The following is a 17,050-nucleotide window of genomic DNA, read 5'->3' as shown; positions in this document are numbered from 1 at the left end:
CGGGCACGGTGTCCAAGGTCACGGTACGCCGCGGAGTGATACTGACGGGCGGACGCGTTACCTACGACACATGCGTCACCCATGACATGCGCGGCACGTCGGGCAGTGCGCCGGACGGTCGCGGTACTTCGGACCTCCCAGGAACCCAGGAGCCAGCACATGAGCAGTTCAGCGCAGATCGGCGTCACGGGTCTCGCGGTGATGGGGCGCAACCTCGCCCGGAACTTCGCCCGCAACGGCTTCACGGTCGCCGTGCACAACCGCACCGCGGCCAAGGCCCGCGCGCTCGTCGACGAGTTCGGCGACGAGGGGGACTTCGTGTACACGGAGACCGCGAAGGAGTTCGTCGCGGCGCTCGAGCGCCCGCGCCGCCTCGTCGTCATGGTGAAGGCGGGCGAGCCGACGGACGCCGTCATCAAGGAGTTCGCGCCGCTGCTCGAACCGGGCGACATGATCGTGGACGGCGGCAACGCGCACTTCGCGGACACCCGCCGCCGCGAGCGCGAACTGCGCGAGCTCGGCATCCACTTCGTCGGCGCCGGCGTCTCCGGCGGCGAGGAGGGCGCGCTCAACGGCCCGAGCATCATGCCCGGCGGCTCCGCCGAGTCCTACGCGGCGCTCGGCCCGATGCTGGAGAAGATCTCCGCGAAGGCCGCCGACGGCAGCCCCTGCACGGCGCACATCGGCCCGGACGGCGCGGGCCACTTCGTGAAGATGGTGCACAACGGCATCGAGTACGCGGACATGCAGCTGATCGCCGAGGCGTACCAGCTGCTCCGCGAGGTCGCGGGCTACTCCCCCGCCGAGATCGCCGACATCTTCCGCACCTGGAACCGGGGGCGCCTCGACTCCTATCTGATCGAGATCACCGCCGAGGTCCTGGCGCACGTGGACGCCGCGACGGGCAAGCCGTTCGTGGATGTCGTCGCGGACCGGGCCGAGCAGAAGGGCACCGGCCGCTGGACCGTGCAGATCGCGCTCGACCTGGGCGTGCCGGTGTCGGGCATCGCGGAGGCGGTGTTCGCCCGATCCGTTTCGGGGCACACGGATCTGCGCGCCGCCTCGCGCGGCCTGGCGGGGCCGGCCGCCGAGCCGCTGTCCGACAAGGAGGCGGCGGCCTTCGCCGACCGCGTCGAGCAGGCGCTGTACGCCTCGAAGATCGTGTCGTACACGCAGGGCTTCCACGAGATCGCGGCGGGCAGCGCGGAGTACGGCTGGGACATCGACCTGGGCGCCGTCGCCTCGATCTGGCGCGGCGGCTGCATCATCCGGGCGGCGTTCCTCGACCGCATCCGCGCCGCGTACGACGCGCGCGCCGATCTGCCGAGCCTGCTGGCCGACGAGGGCTTCGCGCGCGAGATCGGCGCGGCGCAGGACGACTGGCGCGCCGTGCTCGTCGCCGCGACGCGGCAGGGCGTGCCCGCGCCGGGCTTCGCCGCGGCCCTCGCCTACTACGACGCGCTGCGCGCGGAGCGGCTGCCCGCCGCTCTCACGCAGGGGCAGCGGGACTACTTCGGCGCGCACACCTACCGCCGTACGGACCGCGAGGGGTCGTTCCACACGCTGTGGGGCGGCGACCGCTCGGAGGTCGAGGCGTAGCCCGCAGGCCTCAGCTCATCGGCTCGGGCGTCGGGTCCGGATCCGGTACGGGGTCCGGGCCCGGCGGCTTCGGCACGGGGGACGGCGGGGGCTGCGGCACGGGCACCGGGCCCGGGGCGGGCCTCGGGTCGGGCGCGGGCTCCGGGCCGGGGTCCGGGAGGGGCCCCGGGGTGGGGCCCGGCGGGACGGGGTCGGGGAACGGGTTGGTCATGCTTCCTCCCATCGGCGGGTGGAGGCGGCCGGCACCTCTCCGGCGGAGACGACCGCCCGTGGCGGCGCGGGGGCCGCAGGCCCCCACTCTCTCCCGCCTCGCGTGCCCGCGCGCGCCGAGTCCACTCCTCCCGGCGGTGCGCACGCCCACTAGGGGCGCGGCCCTGCGCACAGCGCGGCGGCGGCACGCAGGCCGGGGCGCGGGCTCGCGAGGACCGGCACACGGACGGCACCGCGGGCGGCGGCGTCCGCCATCGAGGCCTGGGCGAGCACGACGACGTCGGCGCCGTCGGCGGCCGCCCGCTCGACCGCGGCGGCGATCAGGCTCACATACCCGTCCCGGTCCCCCGCCTCGAAGCGCTCCCAGGCGCCGTCCACCACGACGGTACGCACGTCCACGGGGCGCGCGGCGCGCTCGGCCTCCTCCGTCAGGAGGGCGACGGTGGGCCCGAGGGTGCTGGCGACCGTGGCGAGGACGGTGACCGCGGGGCCCGCCGTGACGGCGGCGGCCGCCATGGGCCGGTCGACGCGCAGTACGGGCGCGCCGAGCGCGGCGGCGCGGGCCTCGGCGACGCCTCCGATGGTCGAGCAGGTGCACAGGACGGCGCCCGCGCCGTCGGCGACGGCCCGCTCCAGGACCGACCCCAGCTCGTCCGCGACGGCCTCGGGCCCGTCGCGGCGGGCGCGGTCGAGCAGTTCCTCGTGCACGAGGTGGCGCAGGGCGAGTCCCGGATGGTCCGCGTCCCGGAGTGCGTCGAAGACCGGCACATGGACGGGCGAGGTGTGCAGGAGCGCGAGGGTCACCATGTCGACGGGTCGTCCTCGACCTTGGCGAGCGCGGCCTCGACGAGCGCCGGGGAGGGCGCCGGGACCTGGTGCCGCCGCGCCCACGTGGCGACGTACGGGCACAGCGGCACGACCGCGCGGTCCTCGCGGGCCGCGCGCGCGTACAGCTCCGCGGCCAGGGCGCTCGCGATGCCGCGGCCCTCGTGGGCGGGCGGCACCTCGGTGTGCACCGGCACGAGCGCGGGCTCGGGCGCGGCGAGGGTGAAGTAGACGATCTGCCCGACGACCCGGCCGTCCTCCTCGGCGAGCAGGAGGCCGCGCGCCCGGTCGTCCCGGATGCCGAACGGCCGCCCGGCCGCTTCGGTGTCGCTCATCGTCGCCGCTCCTCGCCGCGCCCGGCCGGGCGCCGTCTGGCCGTACCGCTGTCGCGCGGTGCCGTCGCGCGGTGCCGCTAGGCGCGCGCCGCCGCCTGTGGGGAGCGCGCCATGTCGGCGGCGCCCGGCACCGGCGCGGCGGCGTCGTCGCCGAGGGCCACGACGCGGTTGCCCTCGTCGACGTGCACGACCCGCGGCCGCAGGGCACGGGCCTCGGCGTCGTCGACCTGGGCGTAGCTGATGATGATCACCTTATCGCCGGGGTGCACGAGGTGCGCGGCCGCGCCGTTGATCCCGATGACACCACTGCCGCGCTCGCCCTCGATGGTGTACGTCTCCAGGCGGGCGCCGTTGGTGACGTCGACGATGTGGACGAGCTCGCCGGGCAGCAGGTCGGCCGCCTCCAGGAGGTCGGCGTCGATGGTGACGGAGCCGACGTAGTGCAGATCGGCCTGGGTCACCGTGGCGCGGTGGATCTTGGATTTGAACAGGGTGCGAAGCATCGGGGTACTCCTGAGGTGTGGGCTCCCTGCCTGCCTTTTTGCAGGTCAAGTGCTAGGGCCGCACCTTACATCCCGCCGCGCGCCCGGGGCAGCCCTCGCTGGGCGGCGGGATTCCCCGAGGCCGCGCCCTCTCCGTTTGCTGTGCGCATGACGTAAGGACTCGCCCATGGCCCTGCAAAAACTGCGTAGTATTTGTCGGCGCGCCGCGAGATCGGCTTTTCCGATCCAACCGGCGGCGAGATACATCAGATTGACTCGAATGGGGTGGACCGACGCGCCGGGGAGGTAGCGCCAGGAGGGCTTCCTGCCAACGTCCACCTGCGTGTACTGCCTGTCTGTTCGCCTCTCGTAGGAGAGCCGCGATTCCTACGGCTGATCAGCGGCCAACCGGAACCACCCTGATTTATTTCTGCCGCACCACAAAACTGGCTCATTCCTTTCGGCAGCGAAAAGACATCGTTGAGTGCCTGCACCACGCTTCGTACAGTCGTTTCCGGTAGGCAAACCCTCCCCAGTTGCCACTGCCGTGACGGAGCGTCAATTGTCCGCACGCCTCCGGGGATCCTTCCGTCCCCTCGGCGCCGCGTCCACACGCAGAGAACAGTCGGCATCGTTGGAGTAGTAATGGGTCGGCAGGCCAAACCCGGAAGCAAGGCGCACCGCAGGCAGTTGCGTGATCGTCTGGCCGCTCTGGGATTTCCAGAAGAGATCATCCCCGCCCGGGTCGCGGAACACTTGATCGCGAAGTGTCAGATCCGACCGCGCACCGCATGGCGATTGGCAGCCGATCTGTCACTGGACCAGGCGGCCCGTCACTACAACGTCATTCGCGGGGACGCGGGTGCGGGCATGCGCGGCTCTCGCATCTGGGAATACGAGCAGTGGCCGGACCGTGGTGTCCGGCCGACCCTGCCTGCGCTGCGCACCCTGGCCCAGGTGTACGGCGCGGGCTTTCGGGATCTGCTCGATCTCTGCGATCTGGAGCAGCTGCCACCCGGCTATCTCGCCGAGTACCACGCTGCGGCGGCGGGAGCACCCGGCACGCCGTCCGTCGCGGTGACCGGGCAGCAACCGCAGGGGGCCGCGGTGCCCACACCCTCTCGCGCGACCGCGGTCGTCGGGGAGAACGTGCTGGCCGAGGCCATGATTCTGACCAAGACAAACGTCGACGACGTCCAGCTGGACGACCTGTGGTCGGACATGACCTACCTCGGCAACGCCTATGCGCACGCTCCGCCCGCATCCGTTCTCCGTCAGTTGTCCTTGGTGCGGGAGCGGGCGGCGGCCCTGTTGAAGAACCGTCAACGGCCGAAGCAGACACGAGATCTGTATGTGATGAGCGCGAAGTGCTGCGCGATGATGGCATGGACTTCTGCCGATCTGGGACGGTACGACACCGCGCAGGAACTCAATTCCGCAGCTTGGCTCTATTACCAGTACGCCGATGACCCGCTCGCGCGGCGCTGGGTCCGCACCGCTCAGGCGCGGGTCGAGTACTGGGCGGGCAATGGCGCCGAGTCCGCCCGCCTCGCCGCGGACGGGTTGGCCGCCAGGGTGGGCAAAGGCATGGCCGACGGACCGCTGATCCTGGCGGAGGCAAGAGGGTGGGCAACCGTTCAGGCGGAGCAGCGGGTTCTCGACGCCGTCGGACGGTGGGCGAGGATCGAGGACGTCGACCCGGCGATCGCCGAAGAGGACCGGTTCTTCAACATCAGCAAAGACCGACGGCACTACATGGCAGGAACATCACTGCTGTCGGTGGGGCGTACCGATCTCGCGCTGAAGGAACTCCGCACCGCACGCCAGGCATACGGGGCCCTGGCACCGGAGCTCCGGTGGGAAGTGATGGAACTGATGATCCGGATCGAGAAGGCCCGCGCCTATCTGCGCCTCGGCGAGCTCGACGGCGCCGCTGCCGAGCTCGAACCGTTTCTCTCCACGGATGTCGGCGAGCAGCCCGACATGGTGCGCGCGGTGCTGAAGGCGGTGGCCACGGAACTCGCCGCCCCACGGTGGCAGCACACGAAGGCGGCCCGGGACTTGATGGATTCCTTGTCAAGCGCACAAATGTCTGTCTGACATCGGGGCGGGCCCGGTGGCGAAGGGGGAACATCGTGCTTCATGAGTCGGCGGGCGCCGCTGCGGATCGGCGTCGATCGAGTCGGTCGCGACCGGAAGGCGAAGGCGAAGGAGGTGACTTACGGCATGTCATTCTGGTGGCGGACAGGTTTGCGCAGTTCGCCGATGGCGAGCAGGTCCTTACGGTCTCGGAGTGCACCGCGCTGGCCGCCGCCGGCAAGGCGGAGCCGGCCGACGGTGAATGGATGCTGCACCTCGGCCAGGGAATCGAGCGATCGGATCTGGACGCGCTGTTGGACGACGGCGCGACCAAGAAGGGATCCGGAATGCGCCTCGCGGCCCCGGGACTTCCGCTCTCCCGGCCGGTACGGCCCCCAGTGGTGCACAAGCATCGCGCGGAGAACGTCCTGCTCGCGGATTTCCGGAACTTTTCGGCGACGCACTGTGCGGCCGGGCTCAGAATACACAGGGACAACGAGCACCTCCTTGACCATCACGCCACGCGGCATGTTCCAGGAATGCTGATCGTCGAGGCCATGCGGCAGATCTGCACCGCGCAGTTCGAGACGAGCCACCGGCCCGGATCGCCATCCGAGTACGCGGGCATATGGCACCGCATCGACATAAGCTTCGACAGTTTCCTCTTCCCGCTCCACGCGGAAGTGCACTCCGTGATCACCGAGTTCGACGAGGCGAGGAAATCCAGTCTTCGGTTCCGTACGACGACGTCGGCGCGCCAGAACGGCGGGGTCGTGGCCAGGGCCGAAATCGAGTACTCCATGGTCAAACAGGAACGTATCGACCTTCTGGAACACCGCAAGGCGGCCGGGGCCGTTCAATCGCAGCTCGCCGGGCCTCAAGGACTCTGACGGGCAAGGAAAGGGAGCGGAGATGGTTGACAAGCAGGGGACCGAACCCAGGTCGGATTTCGATCGGGGACTGCATCTGATGCGGCGCATGGGCGAACTGGAACGCCCGGCGGTTCTCGACCTGTTCGAGAGCGTGAACGAGGGCGCGTTCGGCGAGCAGTGCGTCGCGTTCATCTATGGGAATGTCTACCACCGGGAGGGGCTTTCGCTGGCGGAACGGCAGTTGGCCACCATCGGCACGCTGACCGCTCTCGGATACGCGTCCGCGCAGCTTCGGTTCCACGCCAAAGCCGCACTGAACGTCGGCTGCGACCGGCGGCAGATCATCGAGTCCATCATCCAGGTCAGTTCGTTCGCGGGTTTCCCAGCCGTGCTCAACGCGCTCCTGGCGGTGAAGGAACTCCTTGCCGAACCGGGGAAGGCGGAAAGCCCGTCCGACGAGGCGGACCCCACACGGTCATCGGGTGCGGAGGACGACCGGTACGAACGCGGCCTTGCCGTCATGCAGCAGGTGGACGGCGAAGCGGGCAAGCAGGTGGTGGCGGCTCTCCAGGACATCGCGCCCGACCTCGCGCGGTACATCATCGAGTTCACCTTCGGTGAGATCTACCCTCGGCCGCATCTGGACCTGCTCCGTCGGGAGATCGTCACGGTGGCGGCCTGCACCGCGCTCGGCTCGGCACTGCCACAGCTGAAGGTGCACATCCACGGACTGCTGAACGTGGGCGGCACCCGGCAGCAGGTGGTCGAGACGGTGCTGCACGTGGCGTTCTACGCCGGATTCCCGGCAGCGCTCAACGCCATGGCAGTGGCGCGGGAAGTGTTCGCCGACCGCGTCGAGGACCGATGAACGAGATCCGCAAGGTTCGTCTCGTCGCGCTCGACTGCGACGGCGTACTCATCAATGACACCTACCTGGCCGTCATCGAGCGCTTCGTCACCCGGCACGGGGGCTGCTACGACGCGCGGGCCGAGCGGGACATCGTCGGTCTGCGGGACGTGGTCGTGGCCGAACGCATCGGGCGGCTCTGCGGCCTCGACCAGCCGGTCGCAGACACGCTCGCGGCGATCTGGGCGGAACGGGAGCAGTATCTGCGCGAGCGGCCCATCAAGGCCCGCGACGGTGTCGTGGACCTGTTGACATCGCTCCGGAACCTCGACGTCCGGGTGATCTGCTACGGCGGGCGGAAGCGGGAGCACACGTTCGACCACCACCTCGGGCACGTCGTGGGCCTCCTCGACCCCGAGCACCCCTACGTGAGCATCAATGAGCACAGACCGGGCGTCGCGTGGATCGTGCGCGACGTCATCGGCTGCGATTTCGACGAGGCAGTCTTCATAGACGACGTCAGCCGGGTGGCCGAAGCCGCGCGGGAACACGGGTCCGGCTTCGTCGGCTTCCCCAGCGGCGCCGCTCATCGGCGGCAACACCAGTTCATGGTGGAGGGCGGGGTGCGGCACATCGTCAGCTCGCTCAGCGAGATCACGCCGCGACTGCTGGCACGTATCGACGGGGAACTCGCCACGTCGAGCCACTGGAGCACGAGATGACGGAGATGACGGACTCCCCCCTTCGAGACTTGGATCAATCGTGAAACTCTTCTGCACAGCGAAGCCAGGTGCCGGCTTGGTTCGACGGGAACGCGACATCCCTGAACCCGGTCCCGGCCAGGTGCTTGTCCGTATGCGCGGATGGTCGGTCAACTTCCGTGACCTGATGATCGCGAAAGGGCTCTATCCGAAGCCGGTGAAGCCCGACGTGGTGGCGCTCTCCGACGGGGCGGGCGAGGTCGTGCGGGTCGGTGCGGGCGTGACCCGGTGGGCGCCGGGCGACGGCGTCGTCGGACTCTACTTCCCGCGGTGGCTGTCGGGTCCGGGAACCCCCGGCAGGACCGCGGACGAACTCGGCGGCACGGTGGACGGTGTGCTGGCGGAGTACGTGACGTTCGGCGAGGACGCCGTCGTCGCCGTACCCTCGCACCTCGACTTCGGTGAAGCCGCCACGCTGCCGAGCGCGGGTCTCACCGCATGGCGGGCAGTCATGGAGGAAGCCCGGTTGACGCCCGGCACGAGTCTGCTCACCCAGGGCAGCGGCGGCGTCTCGACGTTCGCGCTGCAGTTCGCGTCGCTGGCCGGTGCCCGGACCGTCGCCACCTCCAGCTCCGACAAGAAGCTTGAGGCCCTCAAGGCGCTCGGCGCCACGGATGTGATCAACTACGTGACGACGCCCGCGTGGGGAACCGCGGCGGCCGAACTCACCGCCGGCGGTGTCGATCACGTCGTCGACGTGGGCGGCGCCGGAACCCTCCCGGAGTCCGTCAACGCCGCTCGGGTGGGCGGGCACATCAGCGTCGTGGGCGTGCTGGCGCACGGAAGCGGTCTCGATCCCCTGCTGGTGCTCGCCAAGCAGCTCACCCTGAGAGGGCTCACCAACGCCAGCCGGGAGTCGTTCGAGGAGATGAACCGAGCGGTCGAACGGCATGGCCTGCGGCCGGTGATCGACAAGCGCTTCGGGTTCGACGAGATCGACCGGGCGTACCGGTACCTGGAGTCCGGCGTGCACATCGGCAAGATCGTCGTCGACGCGGGCTGAGCTCCGTCCAGCGACGCGGGCCGCGTCCCGCGGAGCCGGCCGCCAGGGTAGGGCGCTTCGCTCCCGCAGGGTAAATATGGCTGCCCTCCCCGACGTACTCGCTGGTCAACGCAGTGCGCGGGCGGAAAACTCCCGTGTGCCAACAGGGATGGCAACGCATCGACCGGACGACTCATAGTGGGACTGACCGGCCGTCGAGGCCGTAGGTCCCGCAAGGAGGTGACGGTGGATCGTCCGTGCTCACCGGGCATGGTGTGCGGAACGGCGGACGACACCGTCACCACCGGAACAGGTGTGAGTCAACGATGCAGCGCGACATCGAGGTGAAACTTCTCCGCACTCTGCTGGCCGTCGTCAACGAGGACGGATTCTCCCGGGCCGCACAGTCGCTCCACGTCACCCAGCCGACCGTCAGCCAACAGATCCAGCGCCTTGAGTCGATCGTCCGGGCGCCCGTGTTCCAGCGCGCCAAGCGGCCCCCCATGCTCACTCCGGTGGGCCGGGAACTGGTGGCGCACGCCCGGCGCGTCATCATGTTGAACAACGACGTCATCAGCCGCGTGTCGGCGCTGTCCAGTCAGGACTCGTTCACCATGGGCTGCTCGACCCACTTCGCCGACGGGCTGGGGACGATGCTCACCCGGCTGGCGGTGGAGCGCCCCCACATGCGGTGCTCGATGGTCACAGGCCAGAGCTCCGCGCTCGCCGACGGGGTCCGCACGGGGGAGCTCGAAGCGGCGTTGCTGCTCGGCACGGCCACCCCCCGCTCCGACCTGCTGGGGCGACTGCGGCTCGACTGGTTCGGCCACGCGTCGCTGACAGCCGGAAAACGGATACCCATCGCTCTGCTCGGCGGCCGCTCGGCGCTCAGCCTGCACATCGCCGAGACCCTCAATCGCAACAGCGTCCCCTGGTACTCCCTCACCGGGTGCGCCGACCCGGTGGCCCTGCTGGCGTCCGTCCAGGCCGGCTTGGCCTACACGGCCCTATGCGCGAACGCCCATGTGAAGCAACCGGCGATCCGCCAGGCGCCGCCCGGCTCCCTGGGACCCGCGCCGGCGCCCCTGCCGGTGTACCTGGCCTTCTCCGCCACGGCCCGCGAGTCCGTCGTGGACGCGGCGCGGGTGGCGGCCCGGACCGTCCTGGAAAGCGCGCCTGTCTCTCCGCCCTGAGCGGAGGGCAGGACTGGTCTTCGCTGCCCCGCGCGCGAGAGGCCACCGCCGGAGGTGGATCCGCCGCCGCTCAGTACGAGCTGCGGGCCGCCCCGCGCGCCGTCAGCTTCGGCCCGTACGGCGCGGAGTCCAGCCACTCGCCCGCCCTGCGGCCGACCGTGGCGACCGCTGCCGCGGCGCGCTGCCGGAGCCAGAGGGACGGACTGCGGGCCAGCATGTGGTCCAGCGCGGAACCGGCGCAGGCCCGGTTGTAGAGGGCCGCCTCCTTGCGCTCCTGGGCGAAGCGGCTGACGGCCGCCCCGGCGGCGGCCCGGTCACGGCCGGCTTCCAGCGCCTGGAGAACCGCCCCCACCGCGCGGACCGCGTCAGGAATGCTGGAGTTCATCCCCCGGGCGCCGAACGGGGCGAACAGGTGGGACGCCTCGCCCGTCAGCAGGATCCGCCGGTGGGCGTCCGTGAAGTCGGCGGCGACCTGCTGGGCGAACCGGTACGTCGAGACCCAGCGGACGCGTTCGCCGTACGCCTCCGGCAGGACCCGCGGGATCCAGCGGCGCAGCCCCTCCGGAGAGAGGAACCGCATCGGATCGTCGTCCACCCGTAGGTTGACATCGACCCGCCAACCGCCCGCGAAGGGCAGGGTCAGCACGTTGCGGCCGCCGAGGTCCGGGTGCCGGTAGTGGAAGGTCCGCTCGATCGGCATGGGGTGGTGCTCCGGGTCGTCCTCGAGGTCGACCACCACGAAGGTGTTCGGGGAGCGCGGCCCCTCCAGCGGGCTGCCGCATGCGGCGCGCAGCACGGAGCGCGAGCCGTCGGCGGCCACCACGTAGTCGGACCGCCACTCGCGTCCGGCCGAGTCCGTGAGCAGGACGCCCTCGGCAGTGCTCCGCGCCGAGGCCACCTCCACGTCCCAGTGGAACGTGACGCCCTGCATGCGGCAGGCGGCCACCATCAGGTCCTCGGTGATCACCTGCGGCAGACTCGTGAAGTGCGGCAGTCCCCCGCGCGCCGTCTGCGGGTAGGTGCGGGCGTAGATCTCCTCGCCCGCCCAGTACGAGCGCTTCGTCGCCCACAGCAGGCCGCGGCCGGCCACTTCGTGGCCGAGTCCCGGGCTGAGCCGCTCCAGTTCGCGCAGCGAGGCGCCGTGCAGATAGGCGGCACGGCTGCCCGGTCGAACGGCGCCTTCCGTACGGCGTTCCAGGACCACGGCGGGCAATCCGGCGGCGCGCAGGGCCAGGGCGGCGCTGAGGCCCGCCGGGCCGGCGCCCACCACGAGGACCGGGTGGCCTGCGGAACTGTCCGTGCTCGCGCTCATCCCGTCTCCTTGGCGAGGTGGAGGGTGTCGGAGGTGAAGCTGACGATGCGGCCATCGAGGCCACCGGTGAGGGCCGCGTGCCACACCGCGGCGCGGATCACCGCACCGTCACGGCGGAGCACGGCCTCCGGTTCGTGCGTGCGCAGCTCGACGTAGTCACCGACGTGCTGTGTGGTCAGGCCGGCGGCCTCGGCGGCACGCACCACGGGCTGGAACTCGGGCACGTCGAGCACGTACAGGGCGAGGCTCACAGACCAGCTCCTTCCGTGCTCTTGCGGATCAGTTCCGCCTTGCGCCGCCACAGCGATTCCACCGACGGGCGCGGGGACTCGGCGACGTCGGCGAGCGCCCTGACCGTCAGTTCGGCGTCCCGGGCGTCGATGTCGGACATCGCGCGCAGAGGGCGGGTGATCTCCAGTTGGATGCCGTTGGGGTCGTCGAAGTAGATCGACTCGATGAGTTCGTGGGCGAGCGGCCGAGTGACACGGATGCCGCTGGCCTTCAACCACTCGCGCCAGGCGTGGAGTTCCAGCTCGGTGTCGACGTGGAAGGCCACATGTCGGGAGCGGTGCATGAGGTCGCTGGGGGCGCTCTCCTCCGGCAGCCCGAAGTAGTAGAAGAACGCGATGCGGTTGCCCGCCCCCGCGTCGAAGAAGAAGTGCACGAAGTCCGGGTAGTCCTCGGTGACCCAGCCGTTGGCGGTGATGGCGTGCACCAGTGGCATTCCGAGGGCCTGGGTGTAGAACTCGACGGTGGCGCGGGGCTTCCAGGTGACGTACGCGAGATGGTCGACCCCGTTGACGCGCAGGGTCGGTGCGCCGGCCCGGGGGCGGGCGGACGGTGACGCGGTTGCCAATGCTCCTCCTGAGATGGGGCGGGGCGCTGCGGGCCGGGGCCGGGGCCCGTCAGCCCGCGGTGCGCCCCTTGAGTCCGGTCCCGGCGACGACGGCCCCGAACAGCAGGCTCACGCCGCCGACGACGAGCGCCCACTTGGTGCCGTCGGCGTTGGTCGACGACAGGTTGAGAGCCACGCCGAGGACGGCCACGCCGAGTAAGGCGCCGACCTGGCGGGCCGAGTTGAGCGCACCGGCACCGATGCCGGCCAGATCGGGCGGTACGGAACTCGCCATGCCGGCGACCAGTGCGGGCAGGGCGAAGGACACACCGAAGCCGAACGCCAGCAGACCGACCACGGTGACGCCGAGGGCGAGCGCGGAGTCGTCGGTGAACGGGGCCTGCAGCAGGGCGCCGATGCCCATCAGGGCGAACCCGAGGGTGGCAGGGCGGCGCGGGCCGATCCGGCCGACGAGCCGTCCGGTGTAGATGGGGTTGAAGGCGGTGGGCAGGGTCAGCGGCAGAAAGGCCAGACCGGCGCTGAGCGAGGAATAGTGCCGGCCTTCCTGAAAGAACAGCGACAGCACGAACAGCAGCCCGGACAGGCCGAAGTTCGCGATCAGACCCACCCCCAACGCGGTGGAGAATCCCCGGCTGCGGAACATGCGCAGCGGAAGCATCGCCGCGTCCTTCGCCCGTGACTCGGCGGCGACGAACACCGCGGCCGCGAGGGCCGTCAGGACGAAGGCGCCGACCACCGCGCCACTGCCCCAGCCCGTGTCCGGGCCCTCGATCAGCGCGTACGACAGCGCGCCGAGGGTGACGACGGCGCTGAGCTGGCCGGTGACGTCCAGACCGCTGCGCTGCTTCCGCGGTGTCTCCGGGGCCAGGCGCAGGGTGATGACGAGGCTGATCAGAGCCAGCGGCACATTGATGAGGAAGATCGCGCGCCAGCCGACGGTGTCGGTGAGCGCGCCGCCGACCAGGGGGCCCGCCGCGAGCGCCACACCGGTGATCGCCGCCCAGTTGCCGACGGCGCGGGCGCGGTCGGCCGGGTCGCTGTAGGCGTGGGTGATCACGGCGAGCGAGGCGGGAAGCATCAGCGCACCGGCCGCGCCCAGAGCCAGGCGCAGCGCGACCAGGGCGCCCAGGGAGTCGGCCGCGGCACAGACGCCGGACAGGACGCCGAAGGCCACGAGGCCGCAGACGAAGACCCTGCGGCCGCCGAGTCGGTCGGAGAGCCAGCCTGCGGTGAGCAGCAACGCGGCGAAGGTGATCGTGTAGCCGTTGGTGACCCACTGCAGGCCGCTGAGGCCGACGTGCAGTGAACCGGAGATGGCGGGCAGCGCCACGGCGACGATCGTCGTGTCCAGCAGGACCATGAAGTAGCCGAGCGAGAGCCCGATCAGCAGGGTCGCCGAGGGCTTCTCGATGCGCGCCGGTGCGACGGAAACGGCTTCCGCCTGCGTCGACATGTTTCTCTCCTTCATTTCGACAGCGCTAATGGGCCGCCATACACACGGAGTTGACGGAGTTGCAATCCATTCAAGCGGAACCGAAAGGCGCTCTGCCGCCGGTGACGACGGGAATGCCCTATGGGTAACATCGGCTCAGCCGATCGGTGTTCGAGGGGGGAGCCAAGACATGGAGTTACGGCATCTTCGGACGTTCGAGGCGGTCGCCAGGACGCTGAGCGTCACCCAGGCGGCCCGGGAGTTGCACTACGCGCAGTCCAGCGTCAGCGACCAGATTCAGGCACTGGAACGCGAGCTCGGGGTGGAGCTGCTCGACCGCTCGCAGCGGCAGATTCGGCTGACGCCGCAAGGCGTGGCGCTGTCGGAGTACACCGAGCGCATCCTCAAGCTGATGGAGGAGGCACGCTGGGCGGTGAGCCGACCGGACTCGGAGGTCGCGGTCGGCGCACTGGAGACGGTGTGTCTGCATCTGCTGCCCGAGGTGCTCTCGCGCTATCGCTCGCTCCATCCGGAGGCACGGGTACGCATCACTCAGGACAATCGGGGTGAGCTGTACAAGGCGGTGCGCCGGGGTGACCTCGATGTGTGCCTGACGTTCGGCGACGCGCCGACGGACGCGGGGCTGCGGGCCGAGACCCTGGGCGAGGAGCCGTTGGTGGTCATCACCCCGCCGGACCATCCGCTGGCCGCACGCCGGCGGGTGCACCTCGGGGAGCTGGCATCGGAGCCTTTCCTCGCCACCGAACGCGGCTGCGGCTTCCGGCAGATGTTCGACGACTCCTTCTCCGGCCGGACCGCGAAGGAGCCGGTCGCGGAGGTGTCGAGCATCGGCACCCTCAGCGCGTGCGTGGCCGCGGGCATGGGGTGCGCGCTGCTGCCGTCCCTCGCGGTGCGCGCCCAGGCGCGCCGGGGTGAGATCGCTGTCGTCGAGGTCGACGACGTGTCCCTGCGCACGTCCATCACCATGACGTGGCTCGACCGGAACTCGTCCAACCCGAACCTGGCCGGTCTGCAGTCGGTGCTGCGCGGACAACGGGACGCCTGAGGCGGCCCCGGTCACCCCGGTCATCGGGCGGCCTCCGCGCCGCCCGGCCTCAGCGCCGCGGCGCGCCCGGGGGGCCGCGCGGGGAGAGGGGGCAGGGGGATCGCCCTCAGCCGGGCGCGGGCCGTCTTGCCGGTGACCGTCGTGGGCAACTGGTCGACCACGACCAGTTGTTCGGGGAGTTTGTAGGTGGCAAGGCCCTTGGCCACCAGATGGCTCGTGATGTCGTCCAAGGTCACGCGCTCGCCCCGGCGGAGCGCCACGACCAGGCAGGAACGCTGGCCGAGTCGCGGGTCGGCGCGCGCGACCACGGCGTGCTGCGCCAACTGCGGCAGGTCGCTCAGCAGTTCCTCCACTTCCAGCGCGCTGTACTTCAGCCCGCCCCGGTTGATCATCTCGTCGGCGCGGCCCCGGTAGACCACCGAGCCGTCCGGCTCAAGGGCGGCCCGGTCGCCGGTGCGCAGCCAGCCGTCCGGGGTGAGCGCGGCCCGGGTCAGCTCCGGGTCGAGGTAGTAGCCGGAGAACATGAAGGGACTGCGGTACTGGAGTTCACCGGTCTCGCCGGGCGCGGCCGGCTCGCCGTCCCGGCGCCGTATCCGCACCTCGGCGCCGGCGGCCGGCCGCCCGATGGTCCCGACCGCCTCGGGCGGATCGCCGACGCGGGTGTACGTACCGGCGCCGACCTCGGTCATCCCCCACTGCACGACGAGGTGCGCCCCGAAGGTGCGGCGTACCTCCTCGGCCAGTTCGCGGGGCACGGGCGCGCCGCCGGTGCGTACCTCCCGCAGCGTCGGCGAGCGCGTACCCGTGTCGTATGCGGGCAGGGTCAGCAGGTCGCGCAGTTGGGCCGGTACGGCGAAGGCGGTGGTGGCGCCGACCGCGTCCAGAGCAGCGGCGAACCGGCCCGGCTCCCAGCCGTCGAACAGGCCGACGGCCCCGCCGGTGACCAGGGCGAGATGCACGGACAACAGCCCGAAGGCATGGCTGAGGGGGCTCGCCGACACGATGGTGTCGGCGGCGCCGAATCCACCGTCCGCCGCCACGGCCGCCGCGTTGCCGAGGAGCCCACCGTGGCTGTGGGCGCACAGCTTGGGCCGCTGGGAGGTCGTCCCCGAGGACGCGAGCAGCACCAGCGGAGCCCGCGGGTCGGTCGGCGCGGGCGGCAACCGCACGCCCGGGTCCGCTTCCTCGTCGAACAGCTCGGCCAGATCCCGCGGACCGTCGGCCCCAGGACGGGCGGCGGCCGCGTGCGACACCCACAGGTGCCGCAACCCGGCGCACCGCTCGCGCAGGCTGACGATCTCCTCGCTACGGTCCTCGCCTCGCCTGACCGCTGCGGCGGCCAGCGCGACCGCACCCGACCGCTCGATCAGCCGCTGCGTCTCGCGGGTGCCGTAGGCGGAGTGCAGGGGCAGCAACAGGATGCCGAGCCGGGCGGCGGCCGCGTGCAGCACCACCAGCTCCCAGGAGTTGGGCAGCGCGACGGCCAGCACGTCGCCGCCCCCCACACCTCGCCGGTGCAGCGCGGCCGCGGTGCGCTCGGCCTGGTCCAGGCAGTCCCGCCAGGTCCGCCACCGGCCGCCGTCCCACACGGCGGGTGCCGTACGGCACGCGGCCGCGCGTTCCAGGGCGTCGGTGAACGTGCGGGACACCGGCAGGGATTTCGTGCGGGCAGGAGGAGCGTTCACAAAGAAACCTCCGTAGCGGCAGAACGATGCGGACGCTGTCTTGCGCATACGGATTCTGTGCGGCGCCCGAACCTTTCGTCCAGCGCCGCCCGATAAGAAATCCCGATGGTCCGCGCATCACCGGCACACCATAAGGAACCTCAATACAAGGGCTTTACCAGCAGCGCACGAGGACCTTGTGCCTGCTTTCACCCGCTGATCGTTCGACCTCATCGCAGGCAACCATCGACGGAATCGGCTCCGCGCGCCGCGTCATCGCAGCTCGGCGCCCGAATACCTGCGGGCGCGGGCTTCGCAGCCGACAAGAAACATCAATACAGAAAGAGGGGAGTCCGCTTCCAGCATTCGCGAGGAACGCCTTCCTCGGATCGATCGATTCTACCGAATCATGGCATCGACAGAATCGAAGGGTCGCATTTCCCCAGGTGACAGGCGCGCACGGGCAGCGTGAACGCCCTTTTCGAAGCAGAAAACGCAGCCGCCACCCGACCGCCCTTGCTTATGAGCGGGTTTT

General features: G+C 70.7%; 17 protein-coding genes. 8 read left to right on the top strand and 9 right to left on the bottom strand.

Features of this window, described 5'->3' with window-relative positions; genetic code table 11:
• The first annotated feature begins 159 nt into the window (after positions 1-159).
• A complete protein-coding gene (gene gndA / locus CP982_RS35175; RefSeq protein WP_150514156.1) occupies positions 160-1,599 on the top strand; it encodes an NADP-dependent phosphogluconate dehydrogenase in 1,440 nt (479 codons plus the stop codon).
• Positions 1,600-1,609: 10 nt separating this feature from the next.
• Here the strand turns inward: gndA and CP982_RS35170 are convergent, their stop codons facing one another.
• The 4 genes from CP982_RS35170 to panD all read right to left on the bottom strand — a co-directional run bounded on the left by CP982_RS35170 (position 1,610) and on the right by panD (position 3,472).
• Positions 1,610-1,810, bottom strand: coding sequence for a hypothetical protein (locus CP982_RS35170; protein WP_150514155.1), 201 nt, complete (start codon positions 1,808-1,810; stop codon positions 1,610-1,612).
• 149 nt (positions 1,811-1,959) lie between these two features.
• Positions 1,960-2,616, bottom strand: a complete 657-nt coding sequence (locus CP982_RS35165) for an aspartate/glutamate racemase family protein (RefSeq protein WP_184925351.1) — start codon at positions 2,614-2,616, stop codon at positions 1,960-1,962.
• Entirely contained in the window at positions 2,610-2,969 is a 360-nt protein-coding gene (locus tag CP982_RS35160; RefSeq protein ID WP_150514154.1) for a GNAT family N-acetyltransferase, read from the bottom strand. Before CP982_RS35160 ends, CP982_RS35165 begins: the two co-directional genes overlap by 7 nt.
• Before the next feature lie 77 nt (positions 2,970-3,046).
• The gene (panD, locus tag CP982_RS35155) at positions 3,047-3,472 is read right to left on the bottom strand and encodes an aspartate 1-decarboxylase (protein WP_150514153.1); all 426 of its coding nucleotides are present in this window, start codon (positions 3,470-3,472) and stop codon (positions 3,047-3,049) included.
• A 624-nt stretch (positions 3,473-4,096) separates the two neighbouring features.
• On the opposite strand from panD, the gene CP982_RS35150 reads away from it, so the two are divergent.
• The 6 genes from CP982_RS35150 (at position 4,097) to CP982_RS35125 (ending at position 10,185) form a co-directional block, all read left to right on the top strand.
• Positions 4,097-5,551 carry a hypothetical protein gene (locus CP982_RS35150; RefSeq protein ID WP_212669203.1) on the top strand — a complete coding sequence of 485 codons (1,455 nt, stop codon included), beginning with the start codon at positions 4,097-4,099 and terminating at the stop codon, positions 5,549-5,551.
• A 35-nt stretch (positions 5,552-5,586) separates the two neighbouring features.
• A complete protein-coding gene (locus CP982_RS35145; protein ID WP_150514152.1) occupies positions 5,587-6,420 on the top strand; it encodes an AfsA-related hotdog domain-containing protein in 834 nt (277 codons plus the stop codon).
• Positions 6,421-6,442: 22 nt separating this feature from the next.
• Positions 6,443-7,270 (top strand): carboxymuconolactone decarboxylase family protein, encoded by an 828-nt coding sequence (locus tag CP982_RS35140; RefSeq protein ID WP_150514151.1) that lies wholly within the window; start codon positions 6,443-6,445, stop codon positions 7,268-7,270.
• On the top strand, positions 7,267-7,971 hold the full coding sequence (locus CP982_RS35135) for an HAD family hydrolase (protein WP_150514150.1): 705 nt from the start codon (positions 7,267-7,269) through the stop codon (positions 7,969-7,971). Before CP982_RS35140 ends, CP982_RS35135 begins: the two co-directional genes overlap by 4 nt.
• A 40-nt stretch (positions 7,972-8,011) precedes the next feature.
• Positions 8,012-9,013 (top strand): zinc-dependent alcohol dehydrogenase family protein, encoded by a 1,002-nt coding sequence (locus tag CP982_RS35130; RefSeq protein ID WP_268255514.1) that lies wholly within the window; start codon positions 8,012-8,014, stop codon positions 9,011-9,013.
• A gap of 305 nt (positions 9,014-9,318) precedes the next feature.
• Positions 9,319-10,185, top strand: coding sequence for a LysR family transcriptional regulator (locus CP982_RS35125; RefSeq protein WP_150514148.1), 867 nt, complete (start codon positions 9,319-9,321; stop codon positions 10,183-10,185).
• Positions 10,186-10,255: 70 nt separating this feature from the next.
• On the opposite strand, the gene CP982_RS35120 is transcribed toward CP982_RS35125, so the two are convergent.
• From CP982_RS35120 to CP982_RS35105, 4 genes are read right to left on the bottom strand one after another with little or no spacing between them, the layout of a single operon-like run.
• A complete protein-coding gene (locus CP982_RS35120) occupies positions 10,256-11,497 on the bottom strand; it encodes an FAD-dependent monooxygenase (protein ID WP_150514147.1) in 1,242 nt (413 codons plus the stop codon).
• On the bottom strand, positions 11,494-11,748 hold the full coding sequence (locus CP982_RS35115; protein ID WP_150514146.1) for a hypothetical protein: 255 nt from the start codon (positions 11,746-11,748) through the stop codon (positions 11,494-11,496). The genes CP982_RS35120 and CP982_RS35115 overlap by 4 nt, the downstream gene beginning before the upstream one ends.
• Positions 11,745-12,353 carry a VOC family protein gene (locus CP982_RS35110; protein ID WP_150514145.1) on the bottom strand — a complete coding sequence of 203 codons (609 nt, stop codon included), beginning with the start codon at positions 12,351-12,353 and terminating at the stop codon, positions 11,745-11,747. Before CP982_RS35110 ends, CP982_RS35115 begins: the two co-directional genes overlap by 4 nt.
• 49 nt (positions 12,354-12,402) lie before the next feature.
• Complete coding sequence (locus CP982_RS35105; RefSeq protein ID WP_150514144.1) at positions 12,403-13,806, bottom strand: MFS transporter; 1,404 nt, start codon at positions 13,804-13,806, stop codon at positions 12,403-12,405.
• Between the two features lie 169 nt (positions 13,807-13,975).
• Between CP982_RS35105 and CP982_RS35100 the strand changes: the two genes are divergently transcribed.
• Complete coding sequence (locus CP982_RS35100; protein WP_150514143.1) at positions 13,976-14,851, top strand: LysR family transcriptional regulator; 876 nt, start codon at positions 13,976-13,978, stop codon at positions 14,849-14,851.
• 20 nt (positions 14,852-14,871) lie between these two features.
• On the opposite strand, the gene CP982_RS35095 is transcribed toward CP982_RS35100, so the two are convergent.
• Positions 14,872-16,536 (bottom strand): class I adenylate-forming enzyme family protein, encoded by a 1,665-nt coding sequence (locus CP982_RS35095; protein WP_170316555.1) that lies wholly within the window; start codon positions 16,534-16,536, stop codon positions 14,872-14,874.
• Between the last annotated feature and the right edge of the window lie 514 nt (positions 16,537-17,050).

The sequence above is a fragment of the Streptomyces spectabilis genome, assembly GCF_008704795.1.
Taxonomy (GTDB): domain Bacteria; phylum Actinomycetota; class Actinomycetes; order Streptomycetales; family Streptomycetaceae; genus Streptomyces; species Streptomyces spectabilis.
The sequence above is the reverse complement of the archived record's forward strand: the minus strand, read 5'-3'. Positions and strand labels throughout refer to the sequence as shown.

What these genes read in the sequence shown, in the direction of transcription:
- CP982_RS35160 (WP_150514154.1), bottom strand. Translation starts at nt 2,969, where the DNA reads ATGAGCGACACCGAAGCGGCCGGGCGGCCGTTCGGCATCCGGGACGAC.
- CP982_RS35165 (WP_184925351.1), bottom strand. Translation starts at nt 2,616, where the DNA reads ATGGTGACCCTCGCGCTCCTGCACACCTCGCCCGTCCATGTGCCGGTC.
- panD (WP_150514153.1), bottom strand. Translation starts at nt 3,472, where the DNA reads ATGCTTCGCACCCTGTTCAAATCCAAGATCCACCGCGCCACGGTGACC.
- CP982_RS35140 (WP_150514151.1), top strand. Translation starts at nt 6,443, where the DNA reads ATGGTTGACAAGCAGGGGACCGAACCCAGGTCGGATTTCGATCGGGGA.
- CP982_RS35125 (WP_150514148.1), top strand. Translation starts at nt 9,319, where the DNA reads ATGCAGCGCGACATCGAGGTGAAACTTCTCCGCACTCTGCTGGCCGTC.
- CP982_RS35120 (WP_150514147.1), bottom strand. Translation starts at nt 11,497, where the DNA reads ATGAGCGCGAGCACGGACAGTTCCGCAGGCCACCCGGTCCTCGTGGTG.
- CP982_RS35135 (WP_150514150.1), top strand. Translation starts at nt 7,267, where the DNA reads ATGAACGAGATCCGCAAGGTTCGTCTCGTCGCGCTCGACTGCGACGGC.
- gndA (WP_150514156.1), top strand. Translation starts at nt 160, where the DNA reads ATGAGCAGTTCAGCGCAGATCGGCGTCACGGGTCTCGCGGTGATGGGG.
- CP982_RS35170 (WP_150514155.1), bottom strand. Translation starts at nt 1,810, where the DNA reads ATGACCAACCCGTTCCCCGACCCCGTCCCGCCGGGCCCCACCCCGGGG.
- CP982_RS35100 (WP_150514143.1), top strand. Translation starts at nt 13,976, where the DNA reads ATGGAGTTACGGCATCTTCGGACGTTCGAGGCGGTCGCCAGGACGCTG.
- CP982_RS35105 (WP_150514144.1), bottom strand. Translation starts at nt 13,806, where the DNA reads ATGTCGACGCAGGCGGAAGCCGTTTCCGTCGCACCGGCGCGCATCGAG.
- CP982_RS35150 (WP_212669203.1), top strand. Translation starts at nt 4,097, where the DNA reads ATGGGTCGGCAGGCCAAACCCGGAAGCAAGGCGCACCGCAGGCAGTTG.